Origin of the sequence: Pseudomonas sp. R37(2017) (assembly GCF_002113375.1) — a bacterium.
In the GTDB taxonomy this organism is placed as follows: domain Bacteria; phylum Pseudomonadota; class Gammaproteobacteria; order Pseudomonadales; family Pseudomonadaceae; genus Aquipseudomonas.
This window is the reverse complement of sequence record NZ_NEHO01000005.1, coordinates 211,690-227,974: the sequence shown is the minus strand read 5'-3', so window position 1 is coordinate 227,974 and position 16,285 is coordinate 211,690. Positions and strand designations below refer to the sequence as shown.

The window sequence follows — 16,285 nt, the reverse complement described above, 5'->3', positions numbered from 1 at the left end:
TTGCAGTGCAGTGACATCAACCACGAGCCAGGACCTTGGTCAGCGCCTCAAGGAAGCGGCTGTTCTCCGCCGGCAGACCAATGGTGACGCGCAGGTGATTCGGCATGCCGTAGTTGGCCACCGGACGCACGATCACGCCTTCGCGCAGCAGACCCTGGAACACCGGGGCCGCAACCTGACCGAGATCGACGCAGATGAAATTGCCTTTGGACGCAATCCAGCTCAGCCCCAGCTCACGGAAACCGGCTTCCAGCTGCTGCATGCCGGACTCGTTCAACTGCCGGCTTTGCGCCAGATAATCTTCGTCCTTCAAAGCGGCGCACGCAGCCGCCAGCGCCAGGCTGTTGACGTTGAACGGCTGGCGTACGCGATTCAGTACGTCCGCGACCACCGGCGTAGACAAGCCATAACCCACGCGCAGTGCCGCCAAGCCATAGGCCTTGGAAAAAGTGCGGGAAACCAGCAGGTTCGGATAAGCCGCCAGAAAGTCCAGGCCATCCGGCAGATCGCTGCCTTCGGCGTATTCGATGTAGGCCTCATCCAGCACGACCAGTACATGCTCCGGAACATCCTGCAGGAATTCGTCCAATGCCTCGGCATCGAACCAGGTGCCGGTCGGGTTGTTCGGGTTCGCGATGAAGACCACACGGGTATTGGCGTCGATGGCTGCCAGCATGGCGGGCAGGTCGTGCCCCCAATCCCTGGCCGGAACCACCTTGGCCGTCGCACCGACTGCCTGAGTGGCAATCGGGTAGACAGCGAATGCATGCTCACTGAATACAGCATTCAGGCCTGGCGCCAGATAGGCACGCGCAACCAGCTCCAGGATGTCGTTGGAACCATTGCCCAGCGTCACTTGATTCAGCTCGACACGGCATTGTTCGGCCAGCAGGGACTTGAGCGCAAAGCCATTGCCATCCGGGTAGCGGGTCAGTTCGGCCAGCGCATCGCGGATAGCCGCCAGCGCCTTGGGGCCGGGACCCAGCGGGTTTTCGTTGCTCGCCAGCTTGATGATGCTGGCCGGATCGAGATCCAGCTCACGCGCCAGTTCGTCCACGGGTTTGCCCGGAACGTAAGGCGAAAGTTGTTGCACGCCCGGCTGTGCCAGAGCGAGGAAATTGCCACTCATTTGCGACCGCCCCTTTAGAGAACCGCTTTCGGGTAGGAACCCAGCACTTTGAGTGCCACTGCTTCCTGACTGATCTTTTCCAGCACACCTTTGACCAGCGGGTCGCGGTGGTGGCCGACGAAATCGATGAAGAACACGTAGGTCCATTTGCCGCTGCGCGACGGACGCGTCTCGATTCGCGTCAGGTCTATGCCATTGTCGTGAAACGGCACCAGCAGCTCATGAAGCGCCCCCGGCTTGTTGCTCATCGAAACGATGATCGAAGTCTTGTCGTCGCCGGTTGGCGGCACTTCCTGATTACCGATCATCAGGAATCGCGTGGAGTTATCCGGGCGATCCTCGATTTTCTCGGCCAATCGGGTCAGACCGTACAGGCCGGCCGCCATATCGCCGGCAATCGCCGCCGAGTTCCACTCACCCTTGACCCGTTTGGCCGCCTCGGCGTTGCTGGACACCGCCACGCGCTCGACATTCGGGTAATGGGCGTCCAGCCACTTGCGGCACTGCGCCAGGGACTGGGCATGGGAGTAGATGCGGCTGATGCTGTCGGTCTTGGTGTTTTCACCGACCAACAGGTGATGGTGGATACGCAGCTCGACCTCGCCACAGATCACCATGTCGTGTTCGAGGAAGCTGTCGAGGGTGTGGTTGACCGCGCCTTCGGTAGAGTTCTCCACCGGCACCACGCCAAAATTCACCGCACCCGCCGCCACTTCACGGAACACTTCGTCGATCGCAGCCATCGGCTTGCTGATCACTGCATGGCCGAAGTGTTTCATGGCCGCCGCTTGAGTGAAGGTACCTTCAGGGCCGAGATAAGCCACTTTCAGCGGCTGCTCGAGCGCCAGGCACGAGGACATGATTTCGCGGAACAACCGCGCCATCTCTTCGTTGCCCAGCGGCCCCTGGTTACGCTCCATCACACGCTTGAGCACCTGAGCTTCGCGCTCAGGACGATAGAACACCGGCACTTCGCCTTCGGCCAGCGAGGCCATCTTTACTCGCGCGACTTCCTGGGCGCAGCGCGCGCGCTCACTGATCAGCTCCAGGACCTTCTCGTCCAGGGCATCAATGCGCAGGCGCAGTGCCTTGAGTTCTTGCTCAGACATTAGCCGTGTTCCTTCTCGAACTCTGCCATGTACGAAACCAGCGCATTGATGGCGTTGATATCGACGGCGTTATAGATGGAGGCGCGCATGCCGCCCACGGAACGGTGCCCCTTGAGGTTCAACAGGCCACGCTCGTCGGCACCGGCCAGGAACGGTTTGTCCAGACGGTCATCCGCCAGGCGGAACGGCACGTTCATCCACGAGCGGTCCGACTTGTTGATCGGGTTGCTGTACAGGCCGCTGGCATCAATGAAATTGTACAGTGTGCGCTGCTTGACTTCGTTGAGCTTGCCGATGGCCTCGACGCCGCCCTGCTCTTTCAGCCACTCGAACACCAGGCCGGACAAGTACCAGGCCAGGGTCGGCGGGGTGTTGTACATCGAACCGTTATCGGCCGCGACCTTGTAGTTCAGCATGGTCGGGCACAGGGAACGGGCCTTGCCCAGCAGGTCTTCGCGAACGATGTTGACGACGATACCGCTCGGGCCGATGTTTTTCTGGGCACCGGCGTAGATCATGCCGAAGCGGGAAACATCCACCGGGCGCGACAGGATGTCCGAGGACATGTCCGCAACCAGCGGAACATCACCGGTTTCCGGAATCCACTGGAACTCCAGGCCGCCGATGGTTTCGTTCGGCGCGTAGTGGACGTAGGCCGCGTCTTTCGACAGCTTCCATTCGTTCTGACCGGGAATGGCGAAATAGTCATAAGGCTTGGCGGTACCGGCAACGTTGACGTGGCCGTAGCGCGAAGCTTCCTCGATGGCTTTCTGCGACCAGATACCGGTGTCGATATAGTCGGCCGAGCCGTTTTCCGGCAACAGGTTCAGAGGAATCTGAGCGAATTGCTGGCTGGCGCCGCCTTGCAGAAACAGCACTTTATAGTTCGAAGGGATATTCAGCAGATCACGCAGATCCTGCTCGGCCTTGGTGGCGATGGACACGAACTCATCACTGCGATGGCTCATTTCCATGACCGACAGACCTTTGCCGTGCCAGTCGAGGAGTTCACCCTGGGCGCGCTGCAGGACAGCTTCGGGAAGCGCCGCAGGACCGGCACAGAAGTTATAGGCTCTCTTGCTCACATCCAATCTCGCTCTGATTTGGGGTATCACGCAATAAATCGCATTGTCAGCCGACACCGCCCCCCCTGCTGAATCAGGGATTTGTGGGAGCGAGCCCGCTCGCGATTGCATCACCGCGATACTTCAGACGTACCGCAGCGCCTGCATCGCGAGCAGGCTCGCTCCCACAAGGGATCTCCAGTGGTGTCGATATTTCATTACGGACAAACAACAAGGGGGCGAAATTTTCATCCGCCCCCTGCTTGCCCGCTTACTCCTGTGGTTCTTCGTCGGCGGCGGCGTCGAGTTGCTGTTCTTTGGCAACGTCGTCGTTGACGACTTCACCGACAAACCCGTCAGCCTCTTCGCCTTCCAGCTCTTCACCCTCGACTTCCGAAGGTTCCTGAACCCGCTCCAGTCCGACCAGCGTTTCATCGTTGGCCAGCTTGATCAGGGTCACGCCCTGGGTGTTACGACCCAGGCTGGAGACTTCGTCGACACGGGTGCGCACCAGGGTGCCCTGGTCGGAAATCAACATGATTTCCTCGCCGTCGAGCACTTGAACCGCACCGACCAACCGGCCGTTGCGCTCGTTGCTGACCATGGCGATAACGCCCTGACCGCCACGCTTGTACTCAGGGAACTCGGTGATCGCCGTGCGCTTGCCGAAACCGCGCTCGGAAGCGGTGAGGATCTGGCTGCCTTCTTCCGGGATCAGCATGGAAATCAGCTTCTGGCCTTCCGGCAGACGCATGCCGCGCACGCCGCGGGCGGTACGGCCCATGGCGCGGACGTCGGATTCCTTGAAGCGGGTGACCTTGCCGCCGTCGGAGAACAGCATGACTTCACGCTCGCCATCGGTAATGGCCGCGGAAATCAGCACGTCGCCCTCGTCCAGCTCAAGCGCGATCAGGCCGACGCTGCGTTGACGGCTGAAGGATTCCAGCGGGGTCTTCTTCACGGTGCCGTTGGCGGTGGCCATGAAGATGTAGTGACCTTCGGTGTACTCCTCGACCGGCAGCATGGTGGTGATGTACTCACCGTCATCCAGCGGCAGCAGGTTGACCAGTGGACGACCACGGGCAGCGCGGGACGCTTCAGGAATTTCGTAGGTCTTCAGCCAGTACACCTTGCCCTTGCTGGAGAACAGCAGCAGCGTGGTGTGGCTGTTGGCAACCAGCAGGTGAGCGATGTAGTCCTCATCCTTGACGCCGGTCGCCGATTTGCCTTTACCGCCACGACGCTGGGCCTGGTACGCAGCCAACGGCTGGGTCTTGGCGTAGCCACCGTGGGAAATGGTCACGACGCGTTCTTCTTCCGGGATCATGTCGCCCAGGGTCAGGTCGAGACGGGCATCGAGGATCTCGGTGCGACGCACATCGCCGTACTCGGCGCGGATCACTTCCAGCTCTTCGCGGATCACTTCCATCAGACGCGTGGCGCTGTTGAGGATGCGGATCAGCTCGCCGATCTGGTTGAGGATCTCTTGATACTCGGCCAGCAGTTTTTCGTGTTCCAGACCGGTCAGGCGGTGCAGACGCAATTCCAGAATGGCTTGCGCCTGCTCTGGCGACAGGAAGTACTTGCCGTCGCGCAGACCATATTGCGGATCGAGGTTTTCCGGACGGCACGAGTCGGCACCGGCACGCTCCACCATCGCAACCACAGCAGTAGACTCCCAGGGAGTGCTGACCAGCGCTTCCTTGGCTTCCGACGGCGTTGGCGAGGCCTTGATCAGGGCGATGACCGGGTCGATGTTCGACAGGGCAACCGCTTGACCTTCCAGGATATGACCACGTTCGCGCGCCTTGCGCAGTTCGAACACGGTACGACGGGTTACCACTTCGCGACGGTGACGAACGAAGGCTTCCAGCAGGTCCTTGAGGTTCAGGATCCGCGGACGACCATCGATCAGCGCGACGATGTTGATGCCGAACACGCTTTGCAGCTGGGTCTGGGCATAGAGGTTGTTGAGGATCACCTCCGGCACTTCGCCGCGACGCAACTCGATCACCACGCGCATACCGTCCTTGTCGGACTCGTCGCGCAGTTCGGTGATGCCTTCGAGTTTCTTCTCCTTGACCAGTTCGGCGATCTTCTCGATCAGACGCGCCTTGTTCAACTGATAAGGAAGTTCGGTAATGACGATCTGCTGACGGCCACCGACCTTGTCGATGTCTTCGATGATCGAGCGGGCGCGCATGTAAATACGGCCACGACCGGTGCGGTAGGCTTCGATGATGCCGGCGCGACCGTTGATGATCGCTGCCGTCGGGAAGTCCGGACCGGGGATGTATTGCATCAGTTCATCGACGGTCAGCTCGGGGTTGTCGATGAGTGCCAGGCAACCGTCGATGACTTCACCGAGGTTGTGCGGCGGAATGTTGGTGGCCATGCCCACGGCGATACCGCTGGAGCCGTTGACCAGCAGGTTGGGGATCCTGGTCGGCATGACGGCCGGGATCAATTCGGTGCCGTCGTAGTTCGGCACCCAGTCCACGGTTTCTTTATGCAGGTCGGCCAGCAACTCGTGCGCCAGCTTGGTCATGCGCACTTCGGTGTATCGCATGGCCGCCGCGTTGTCGCCGTCCACCGAACCGAAGTTGCCCTGGCCGTCTACCAGCAGGTAGCGCAGGGAGAATGGCTGTGCCATCCGAACGATGGTGTCGTACACCGCGGTATCACCGTGCGGGTGATACTTACCGATCACGTCACCGACAACACGGGCAGATTTCTTGTACGGCTTGTTGAAGTCGTTGCCCAGCTCGCTCATCGCGAACAGCACGCGCCGGTGCACGGGCTTCAAGCCATCGCGCGCATCCGGCAGTGCCCGCCCGACAATTACGCTCATCGCGTAGTCGAGGTAGGACTGCTTCAGCTCGTCTTCGATATTGACCGGGAGGATTTCTTTGGCCAGTTCGCCCATGAGAAGCCTGATTCCTTTTTCTGGTGAAACTTCGTCATATCCATATGGGACCAACGAAGCTCGCCGATACAGGCTGAGTGCCATGCACCGACTTACGACAAATCAACGAGTTATGCCATGGATCTGCGCAGTATGGGCCACCGCTTCGGGCAACCCTGGAAACCGCCGGATGTTATCACAAGAGCCGCCACGCACCTATCCCCCAGATGCGCATGGAGAGTAGTTAGTTGACCGATGACAGGCTTGAAGGGCACGAGAGGGGCTTAGAGCTATGTTGAATGGAGAATTTGCGGCTGATTCGGGCTAATTTGTTGGGTTGAAGGGCCTCTTCGCGAGCAGGCTCGCTCCCACAGTGTTTGCGGCATTCACAAAACCTGTGGGAGCGGGCTTGCTCGCGAAGGCGATTTATCAGGCGCCGAATACCTTTAATGCAGGCGCTTGCGGCACATCAACTGCGCCATTTTCGCTGTATCCGGGCGCTCGACGATGCCTTTTTCGGTAACGATCGCATCGATAAGGTCCGCCGGCGTCACGTCGAACACCGGGTTAAAGGCATCGACGTCGGCCCCGACGCGCTTGCCACCGACCTCCAGCAACTCGCGACCATCACGCTCTTCAATCGGAATGTCATCGCCACTGGCCAGATTCATGTCGATGGTCGAACTCGGCGCCACCACCATGAAACGCACGCCGTGGTGCATGGCGTTGACGGCCAGTTGATAGGTGCCGATCTTGTTGGCCACGTCGCCATTGGCGGTGATCCGGTCCGCGCCGACGATGACCCAGGTAGGGCCTTTGGTCTTCATGATATGCGCCGCGGCGGAGTCGACATTGAGGGTCGCGGGGATGCCCTCATTGGCCAGCTCCCACGCGGTCAGTCGCGAGCCCTGCAGCCATGGGCGGGTTTCGTCGACGTAGACCTGCTCGACCATGCCCTCGATGAATGCACCACGAATCACCCCCAGCGCCGTGCCAAAGCCGCCCGTGGCCAGCGCACCGGTGTTGCAGTGGGTCAGGATCGCCTGGGCGTTGCCCTGATGCTTGCGGATCAGCTCGACACCCAATTGCGCCATGGTCAGGTTGGCCTCGCGATCACTTTCGTGAATGGCGATGGCCTCGGCCTCCAGCACTTCCAGCGGATTGGCATTGTCTTTCAGGCGATCAAGCCGGTCGTGCATGCGGCCCAGCGCCCAGAACAGGTTGACCGCGGTCGGGCGGGAGTCGGCCAACAGCATGAAATCCTCTTCCAGCGCAGCATACCAGTCACCGCCTTCGGCAATTCGGGCACGAGCCGCGAGCACGATGCCATAAGCGGCGCTGATGCCGATGGCCGGCGCCCCACGCACCACCATCGAGCGAATGGCCTCGGCCACGCCAGCGGCGCTGGTGTAGGCAATCCAGGTTTCCTCGAATGGCAAAATACGCTGATCCAGCAGATGGAGAGCGCCATCACGCCAATCGATGGCCTTCACCTTCTCCGCAGCCAACAGTCGATCGCGCATCCCACACCCCGCACTCATGAACAAAAGCCGACGATTATAGCGATCCCCCCGCGAAGACGCTCGGGTATACTTCGCCATCCTTTACAAAAGCACTGGAACCCACCCTCGATGCCGAACACTGCCGCTGTGCTCGACCTGTTGTTGCTGCCGACCTGGCTGGTACCCGTCGAACCTGCCGGAGTTGTCCTCAAAGAACATGGCGTGGGCATCCATGACGGACGCATCGTGTTTATCGGGCCACGTTCCGCCGCCTTGAAGCTTAAAGCAACCGAAATCCGTGAACTGCCCGACATGCTGCTCAGTCCCGGCCTGATCAATGCCCACGGACATGCGGCAATGACTCTGTTCCGCGGCCTGGCCGACGACCTGCCATTGATGACCTGGCTGGAGAACCACATCTGGCCCGCCGAAGCCAAGTGGGTCGACGAGGACTTCGTGCGCGACGGCACCGACCTTGCGATTGCCGAGCAAATCAAAGGCGGCATCACCTGTTTCTCTGACATGTATTTCTTCCCGAAGGTTGCCAGCGAGCGCGTGCACAACAGCGGCATTCGCGCGCAGATCGCGATTCCGATCCTCGACTTCCCTATCCCGGGGGCCGGTACCGCGGACGAAGCCATTCGTCAGGGTGTTGAACTGTTTGGCGATCTCAAGCACCACGAGCGCATCAAAATCACCTTCGGTCCCCATGCACCCTATACCGTGGGCGACGAAAACCTGGAAAAAATCCGGGTGATCGCCGAAGAACTGGACGCCTCGATCCACATGCACGTGCATGAAACCGCCTTCGAAGTGCAGCAATCGCTCGAACAGCGCGGCGAACGCCCACTGGCCCGCCTGGCGCGCCTCGGCTTGCTGGGCCCACGCTTCCAGGCGGTTCACATGACCCAGGTCAGCGAGGAGGACCTGGCACTGCTGGTAGAAAGCAACAGTAATGTGATTCATTGCCCGGAATCGAACCTGAAGCTGGCCAGCGGGTTCTGCCCGGTCGAGCGCTTGTGGGAGGCCGGGGTCAATGTCGCGGTCGGCACCGATGGCGCGGCCAGCAACAATGACCTGGACCTGCTCGGCGAAACCCGCACCGCTGCCTTGCTGGCCAAGGCTGTCGCCGGCTCGGCCACCGCGCTGGATGCCCATCGCGCCTTGCGCATGGCCACTCTCAACGGGGCCCGGGCGCTGGGTATCGAGGCCGACGTCGGCTCACTGGAAATCGGCAAGGCGGCGGACATGGTGGCTTTCGACCTTTCCGGCCTGGCCCAGCAACCGGTCTACGACCCGGTTTCGCAGCTTGTATACGCCACCGGCCGGGAGTGCGTGAAACACCTTTGGGTTGCGGGCAAGCAACTGCTCGACGACCGCCGCCTGACACGTCTGGATGAACAACAGCTTGGCACTGTCGCGCGGGCCTGGGGCCAGCGCATCAGCGGCCGTACCGAATCGTAAGCACCCTGGAACGCATTCCGGGGCAACAGGATTTTTCAAGTTTCAGAGGACTTAAAACCATGAGCAACGTCGACTACGCCGAAATCGCCAAATTCGAGGCCCTGGCCCATCGCTGGTGGGACCGCGAAAGCGAATTCAAACCGCTGCACGACATCAACCCGCTGCGGGTCAACTGGATTGACGAACGGGTCAACCTGGCAGGCAAAAAGGTTCTCGACGTCGGTTGCGGCGGCGGCATCCTGAGCGAAGCCATGGCCCAACGCGGCGCGACCGTCATGGGTATCGACATGGGCGAAGCGCCGCTGGCGGTTGCCCAGTTGCATCAGCTGGAGTCGGGCGTCAACGTCGAATACCGGCAGATCACCGCCGAAGCCCTGGCCGAGGAAATGCCCGAGCAATTCGACGTAGTCACCTGCCTGGAAATGCTTGAACACGTGCCGGACCCATCGTCGGTCATCCGCGCCTGCTTCCGCATGGTCAAGCCCGGCGGCCAGGTGTTTTTCTCGACCATCAACCGCAACCCGAAGGCGTACCTGTTCGCCATCGTCGGTGCCGAATACATCATGAAGCTGCTGCCGCGCGGCACCCATGACTTCAAGAAATTCATCCGCCCTTCCGAGCTCGGCGCCTGGAGCCGCATGGCTGGCCTGACCGTCAAGGACATCATCGGCCTGACCTACAACCCGCTGACCAAGCACTACAAGCTGGCCAGCGACGTGGACGTCAACTACATGATCCAGACCCTGCGCGAGGAGTAAGCCGATGCCAATCAGAGCAGTTCTTTTCGACATGGACGGCACCCTGCTCGACACCGCGCCGGATTTCATTGCGATCTGTCAGGCGATGCGTGCCGACCGCGGCATGCCACCGATGAACGACAAGCACATCCGCGACGAAATTTCCGGTGGCGCCAGGGCCATGGTCGCCGTGACCTTCGCCATGGACCCGGAATCGCCAGGTTTCGAGGCGTTGCGCCTGGAGTTCCTGGAGCGTTACCTCGCCGGCTGCGCGGTTCACAGCAAGCTGTTCGACGGCATGCCTGAGTTGCTTGCCGATATCGAAAAGGCCAACCTGGTCTGGGGCGTGGTCACCAACAAGCCGCTGCGCTTCGCCGAGCCGATCATGCAGCAGCTGGGGCTGGCCGAGCGCTCGGCACTGCTGATCTGCCCGGATCACGTGAAAAACAGCAAACCGGATCCGGAGCCGCTGATCCTGGCCTGCAAGATGCTCGACCTGGACCCGGCCAGCGTGCTGTTCGTAGGCGATGACTTGCGCGACATCGAATCGGGCCGCGACGCCGGCACCAAGACGGCTGCGGTGACCTTTGGCTATATCCACCCGAACGATAACCCGCGGCATTGGGGCGCGGACGTGGTGGTCGATCATCCGCTGGAGTTGCGCAAGGTGCTCGATAGCGCACTTTGCAGTTGCTGAGGCACGGCTTTGAATTGTGAATCTGGGTGTCGGTGCTGACGCCTTTGCGGGCAAGCCCGCTCCCACAGGTTCCGGCTGGTGCTACAACATTCATGTACACCCTCGACCCTTGTGGGAGCGGGCTTGCCCGCGAATGGCCGCGCCGCGGTCTGTCTTCTGTTTGTGAGGTTTTTATGTTTGATTATTCCGCCCGCCCCGAACTGCTCAAGGATCGGGTCATTCTGGTCACCGGCGCAGGACGCGGCATCGGCGCCGCAGCGGCGAAAACCTACGCGGCCCACGGCGCAACCGTGCTGCTGCTGGGCAAGACGGAAGCCAACCTGTCCCAGGTCTACGACGAAATCGAGGCCGCCGGCCATCCACAACCAGCGGTGATCCCGTTCAACCTCGAAACCGCCCTGCCCCATCAATACGATGAGCTGGCGGCGATGATCGAAAGCGAATTCGGGCATCTCGACGGCCTGCTGCACAACGCTTCGATCATCGGTCCGCGCACGCCGATCGAACAGCTTTCCGGCGAAAACTTCATGCGGGTCATGCAAGTCAACGTCAATGCCATGTTCATGCTCACCAGCACCCTGTTGCCGCTGCTCAAGCTGTCGCAGGACGCCTCGGTGGTCTTCACTTCCAGCAGTGTCGGCCGCAAGGGGCGCGCTTACTGGGGCGCCTACGGCGTCTCCAAATTCGCCACTGAAGGCCTGATGCAAACCCTGGCTGACGAAGTCGATACCGTAGCCCCGGTACGCTCCAACAGCATCAACCCGGGCGCCACCCGCACCAGCATGCGCGCACAGGCTTACCCGGGTGAAAATCCGCTGAACAACCCGACGCCCGAGGAGATCATGCCGGTCTACCTTTACCTGATGGGCCCCGACAGCACCGGCATCAATGGCCAGGCGTTCAACGCCCAGTAACGCGACCGTACGTCGCTTTTTCGGTGCCGCGCCGGCTTCCCGCCGCGGCACTCAAATCTGCGACAGATACCTGTCAAACAAACGTCACACACCCTGCCCTGCCGGTAGCAGACAAACAACAACCACTTGATTTAATTCTGTTTTTGTTCAAATGAACCAAATGGCATGACTTTCGCTCCAAGTTTGCTCAGACACGCAAGCGTGAAAGCGGACCGGGTGAAGCTCGAGTGCAGTGGTTACTCATCTTCTACAAAGCAGATTAAACTTGTACGAAATGTCCTACGGGACTGATGGACCAGTATGACGCGCAGCCCTAAGCCGCTCTCACCCTGCTTGTAAGACAGCCTTAATGCTTAGGGGCGCACGCCTGATGAAACCACCTTCCCAGACCAACGCAATTGACTTCGATAGCGCCAAATTGCAGCGCCTGGGCTTCGGTCAGCAGCCCCTCCTTCTGGAAAGACCTGTCAGTCTTGCGCAATTGCGCCAGCAATTGAGCCTGCAACTGCAAACCAGTCTGGAGCCGCAACGCATTCTTGGGACGTTCTATCGCGAGATTCAGCGAATGGTGCCATTGGACGCCTTGTGCTACCTGCACAAGAGCAGTGATCTGCGCCTGGAGTTCGGCCAGCGCGGCCACCATTCCATCAGTTACAGCCTCAGCCACGAAGGCGAACACCTGGGCGAGCTGACTTTCCGCCGCAATCAGCGCTTCAGCGAACAGGAACAGGGCAATCTCGAATCACTGCTGGCCGCGCTGCTGTTCCCGATGCGCAACGCGCTGCTTTACCGTACCGCCACCCAAAGCGCGCTGCGCGACCCGCTGACGGGTACCGGTAACCGCATCGCCATGGAACAGACGCTGCAAAGGGAAATCGAGCTGTCCCGGCGCCACCTGCAACCGTTATCGGTGCTGATGCTGGACATCGATCATTTCAAGCAAGTCAACGACACCCATGGCCACAGCACTGGCGATGACACGCTCAAGGCAGTCGCCGTCTCGATCAAAAACCAACTGCGCAACGTCGACATGGTGTTCCGCTATGGCGGTGAAGAGTTCCTGATACTGCTGTCCAATACCTGTCGCGAGGCCGCGGCCATGGTCGGTGAGCGGCTACGGTGTGCAGTACAGTCTGAAGAGTACCTAGTCGATGGTCATACGATCCTGCTGACGGTAAGCCTCGGCTGTTCGACCCTGTTGCCCGGCGAGTCTGCCGACAGCCTGTTGCGACGTGCGGACAGCGCGTTGTATGTGGCCAAGCGCGAAGGTCGCAACCGGCTGGAAATGGCGGGCTGATCTTTCAGCCACAATACAGACCAATGTGGGAGCGACGGTGCGACGATTCGACCTGCTCGCGAATAGGATCTGACCTTCAACGATGATGTTGACTGGCAGTCCGTATTCGCGAGCAGGCTCGCTCCCACTATCGTTTTTCAAGCGGCAATGGAATCAGCCTTCGGCCAGCGCCATCCGCTCACGAACGACCGGCGCCCGCTCGGCGTGCTCCAATTGCATGCAACGCTCGAGAAACAGGTACATGTAGTCGTAGCTCTTGCACACAGCCTGTCGCAACTCCATCTGCAAGGATTTGCTCGGGTTGGTGCCCGCCAACGTGCAGATGATTTCCAGGGCTTCCCACGGGTGAGCATCGTCGTACTGGGCATGCATCTTCAGCCATTTCATCGCTCGCTTGCGATCTTCCTCGGGGAACGAGGCGGCGTAGATACCATTGGAACAAACGACCGCCGACCACTCCCCGGTCGCGCCTTCGATGGCGTAGTTGGTAGCGGCAATCGCAACGATCAGCGAGTCGGCTGAACTGGTGTGCCAGCACCAATGGCTCAAGGCGTGAAGCTCTGGTGCAACCTGCTGCGCCTGCAAGTCTTCCAGGCTGACACCGTGAGCACGGCTCCAGTGTACCCAGTAGTCGGCGTGGTTCAGTTCGACGCGGATGTTGCGCATCAGCCAGCGACGGGCCATGTCTTCGCCGGGATGGCGGGCAAAGCGGGTCTTGGTCAGGTTTTGTGCCATATACAACGCGAACTGTTCGACCACCGGCCAGCCACCGATCAGGTACTGGCGCATGGTCTTCGCACTGAGCTTGTTGTCTCGCATGCGTTGGTACAGTTCGTGTTCGACAACCCGGCGCTTGCTCTCGCTGCAATCCTGGATCAGGCGCTGGGCCCATGCCGGGTAACTTGCAGCTTCCATGAGCGGTCCGGTTCGGTTGAATGTGTCGATCACTGTCGAGCTCCTTTTGATTGTGATTGTAAGACCGGCAGGAGTTTCAACGGAACGTACCAGGGGCCTTGAACAACAGCGGCTGGGGCCTGGCGGGACGACTTAACAGGCTGTCAGAGGTAAACAGATGCGGGCGTTCAATCACATACCCTTGAGCGTAATCCACCCCGATCTCCAGCAATGCCTGCTCGATCTGTGGCGTCTCGACAAACTCGGCAATCGTGCGCTTACCCATGACATGACCGATGTGATTGATCACTTCGACCATCGCGCGGTTAATCGGGTCGTCCAGCATATCCTTTACGAAACTCCCGTCGATCTTCAGGAAGTCTACAGGCAAATGTTTCAAATACGCGAATGAGGACATTCCGGCACAAAAGTCATCCAGTGAAAAATGACATCCTAAGCCTTTGAGTTCATTAATGAATCGAATGGCGCTGCCAAGATTTGAAATAGCACTGGTTTCAGTAATTTCAAAACAAATCATTTCAGGCGGAATCGAATACGTCACAAACTGTTCGCGCAGGAAGTCCAGGAACGCCTCATCCCCGATCGTCGCGCCTGACAGATTGATCGCACACATGGCCAGAGGCCCCTGGTCCTGTTCGGCCCGGCATTGGGCAATGACCTTGAACACGTTCTGCACAACCCAACGATCGAGCGAGCTCATCAGGCCATAACGCTCGGCAGCCGGAATGAAGCTGTCGGGAAAGATCATCCGCCCCGCTTCATCATGCAATCGCAGCAGAATTTCAATGTGCCCGCCGCCCTGCTGGACATGGCCCAAGGGCGCAATTTCCTGGGCGTACAGGCAAAAGCGGTCTTCCTCCAGCGCCATGTGCAAACGCTGCACCCAGGCCATCTCGCCAAAGCGCAGGGACAACTCCGAGTCATCCGGATGATAGACCTGGACCCGGTTCCGGCCCTTTTCCTTGGCCATGTAGCACGCCATGTCGGCTGCACGCAGCGAGGCCTCGAGCGTTGTCGGATTCAGCGCAACATGCACCAGTCCGATACTGACAGTGGTTACGAATGGCCGGCCTTTCCAGACAAAATGCAAATTCTGCACAGTCTGGCGCAGGCTCTCGGCAATTTTCTCCGCCGCTTCCGGTGCGCAGTTTTCCAGCAGTATGCCGAACTCGTCGCCGCCCAAACGCGCCAGGGTATCGCCCTCGCGCAACCCGGATTGCAACAAGGCACAGATATGCCGCAACAGTTCGTCGCCCGCCGCGTGGCCACAGGTATCGTTGACCAGCTTGAACTGATCCAGATCGAGGAACATCAGGGCATGGCGACCCGAATGGCGGGTCAGGTTGTGCAGCGCCTGCTCCAGGCGATATTCGAATTCGCGGCGGTTGGCAAGGCCGGTCAAGGCGTCGTGGGTCGCCTGCCACGACAGATTGGCAATGTATTGCCGCTCCTGGGTCATGTCATGCAGCACCAGCACCGTCCCGCTGACTTTGCCGGCATTGCGGATTGGTGCGCCCACCAGCGTGACCGACACCGTACTGCCGTCCAGACGTTGAATCAGTTTGGAGTGCTCACTGCCACCACTGAGCTGGCCGCTGAGAATATGCTCGATCAGGGTGAAACCATCGGTCTGCGCATTTTCGTCCAGCAGGTTGAACAGCGCCGCCAGCGGCAATCCTGTCGCCTGCTCGGCCTTCCAGTGGGTCAACGCCTCGGCCGCCGGATTCATGTAGGCAATCGCCCCGGAAACATCCGTGGTGATCACTCCATCGCCAATCGATTGCAGGGTGATCTGCGCCCGTTCTTTCTCCAGTTGCAGCGCATCGGCGAAGGCATGGCGCTGCTTGAGCAATTTATGGGTGCGCATCAAGGCCAATGCAATCAGGCCCAGGGCGGTAGCCAGGTTGGTCACCAACAGCAGACGCAGAATCACCCGCGAACCTTCACCCAAGGCATCGCTGAACGCTTTTGCCGCCGGTGTCACGCCGTCGTTGATGGCAAAAATCTGCTCCTTCCAACGTTGTATATCCGCACCGGAAGCCGGGCTGGCGGTGATGTGCTGATGCATGTCCCTGGCAACGTCGTCGAGCTGGACCAGATAGGCATCACCTACGGTCCAGAGGTCGATGGCCTTTTCGAGGTAACTGAAGTGACGAAAGTTGAGGTACAGCCAAATCAGGCTGGATACGTCGTCCGGGTGGTTGCCACCCTTGAGAATCGCCAACCGCGCCGCCTCGATGTTCGGCGGCTGCTGATCCAGCGCCACACGCAACTCATGCCCGCCCTGAGGCACGGAAATGGCCTGCTGGTACTTATGGAAAATCGCTTCGTCGCCACTGTCGGCGTACAGGTTTAGGTAATAGATGGCATCTTTCTGGCCCTTGGACCAGAGGCTTTCGCCGGCAACATAGCCGCGAACCGCCGACAGCACATAAAGGCTAACGCCGCCCAACAAGGCTTGAAACACCACAACGGCGATAAAAGGCCAGACGATGCCCAGCAACCGTGGCGTTCCGAGAGTCCGCGTTTGATTCATGAGATCCCTTGTATTA

The 16,285-nt window shown here is 59.9% G+C and carries 12 protein-coding genes; 5 read left to right on the top strand and 7 right to left on the bottom strand.

Annotated elements, in window-relative coordinates; all coding sequences use genetic code 11:
- Positions 1-16: 16 nt before the first annotated feature.
- From hisC to mtnA, 5 genes are all read right to left on the bottom strand, one after another.
- Complete coding sequence (gene hisC, locus CAG47_RS11175) at positions 17-1,129, bottom strand: histidinol-phosphate transaminase (RefSeq protein ID WP_085724918.1); 1,113 nt, start codon at positions 1,127-1,129, stop codon at positions 17-19.
- A gap of 14 nt (positions 1,130-1,143) precedes the next feature.
- Positions 1,144-2,238 carry a prephenate dehydratase gene (pheA, locus tag CAG47_RS11170; RefSeq protein ID WP_007939916.1) on the bottom strand — a complete coding sequence of 365 codons (1,095 nt, stop codon included), beginning with the start codon at positions 2,236-2,238 and terminating at the stop codon, positions 1,144-1,146.
- Entirely contained in the window at positions 2,238-3,323 is a 1,086-nt protein-coding gene (gene serC / locus CAG47_RS11165; RefSeq protein WP_085724917.1) for a 3-phosphoserine/phosphohydroxythreonine transaminase, read from the bottom strand. The genes pheA and serC overlap by 1 nt, the downstream gene beginning before the upstream one ends.
- Before the next feature lie 250 nt (positions 3,324-3,573).
- Entirely contained in the window at positions 3,574-6,228 is a 2,655-nt protein-coding gene (gyrA, locus tag CAG47_RS11160) for a DNA gyrase subunit A (RefSeq protein ID WP_085724916.1), read from the bottom strand.
- 425 nt (positions 6,229-6,653) lie between these two features.
- Positions 6,654-7,730 (bottom strand): S-methyl-5-thioribose-1-phosphate isomerase, encoded by a 1,077-nt coding sequence (gene mtnA, locus CAG47_RS11155; RefSeq protein WP_085724915.1) that lies wholly within the window; start codon positions 7,728-7,730, stop codon positions 6,654-6,656.
- Between the two features lie 108 nt (positions 7,731-7,838).
- On the opposite strand from mtnA, the gene CAG47_RS11150 reads away from it, so the two are divergent.
- The 5 genes from CAG47_RS11150 (at position 7,839) to CAG47_RS11130 (ending at position 12,818) form a co-directional block, all read left to right on the top strand.
- Positions 7,839-9,173, top strand: coding sequence for a TRZ/ATZ family hydrolase (locus CAG47_RS11150; RefSeq protein WP_085724914.1), 1,335 nt, complete (start codon positions 7,839-7,841; stop codon positions 9,171-9,173).
- A 59-nt stretch (positions 9,174-9,232) separates the two neighbouring features.
- Entirely contained in the window at positions 9,233-9,931 is a 699-nt protein-coding gene (ubiG, locus tag CAG47_RS11145; RefSeq protein WP_008017781.1) for a bifunctional 2-polyprenyl-6-hydroxyphenol methylase/3-demethylubiquinol 3-O-methyltransferase UbiG, read from the top strand.
- 4 nt (positions 9,932-9,935) lie between these two features.
- A complete protein-coding gene (mupP, locus tag CAG47_RS11140; protein WP_085724913.1) occupies positions 9,936-10,607 on the top strand; it encodes an N-acetylmuramic acid 6-phosphate phosphatase MupP in 672 nt (223 codons plus the stop codon).
- 173 nt (positions 10,608-10,780) lie between these two features.
- Positions 10,781-11,521 (top strand): YciK family oxidoreductase, encoded by a 741-nt coding sequence (locus CAG47_RS11135; RefSeq protein ID WP_085724912.1) that lies wholly within the window; start codon positions 10,781-10,783, stop codon positions 11,519-11,521.
- Between the two features lie 370 nt (positions 11,522-11,891).
- Positions 11,892-12,818 (top strand): GGDEF domain-containing protein, encoded by a 927-nt coding sequence (locus CAG47_RS11130; RefSeq protein WP_085724911.1) that lies wholly within the window; start codon positions 11,892-11,894, stop codon positions 12,816-12,818.
- A gap of 153 nt (positions 12,819-12,971) precedes the next feature.
- Here CAG47_RS11130 and CAG47_RS11125 read toward each other — a convergent pair whose 3' ends face one another.
- Together CAG47_RS11125 and CAG47_RS11120 are read right to left on the bottom strand one after the other, a co-directional pair.
- Positions 12,972-13,733, bottom strand: coding sequence for a TenA family transcriptional regulator (locus CAG47_RS11125; protein ID WP_371917197.1), 762 nt, complete (start codon positions 13,731-13,733; stop codon positions 12,972-12,974).
- 76 nt (positions 13,734-13,809) lie between these two features.
- Positions 13,810-16,269: an EAL domain-containing protein gene (locus CAG47_RS11120; RefSeq protein ID WP_085724909.1), complete on the bottom strand. Its 2,460-nt coding sequence runs from the start codon at positions 16,267-16,269 to the stop codon at positions 13,810-13,812.
- Between the last annotated feature and the right edge of the window lie 16 nt (positions 16,270-16,285).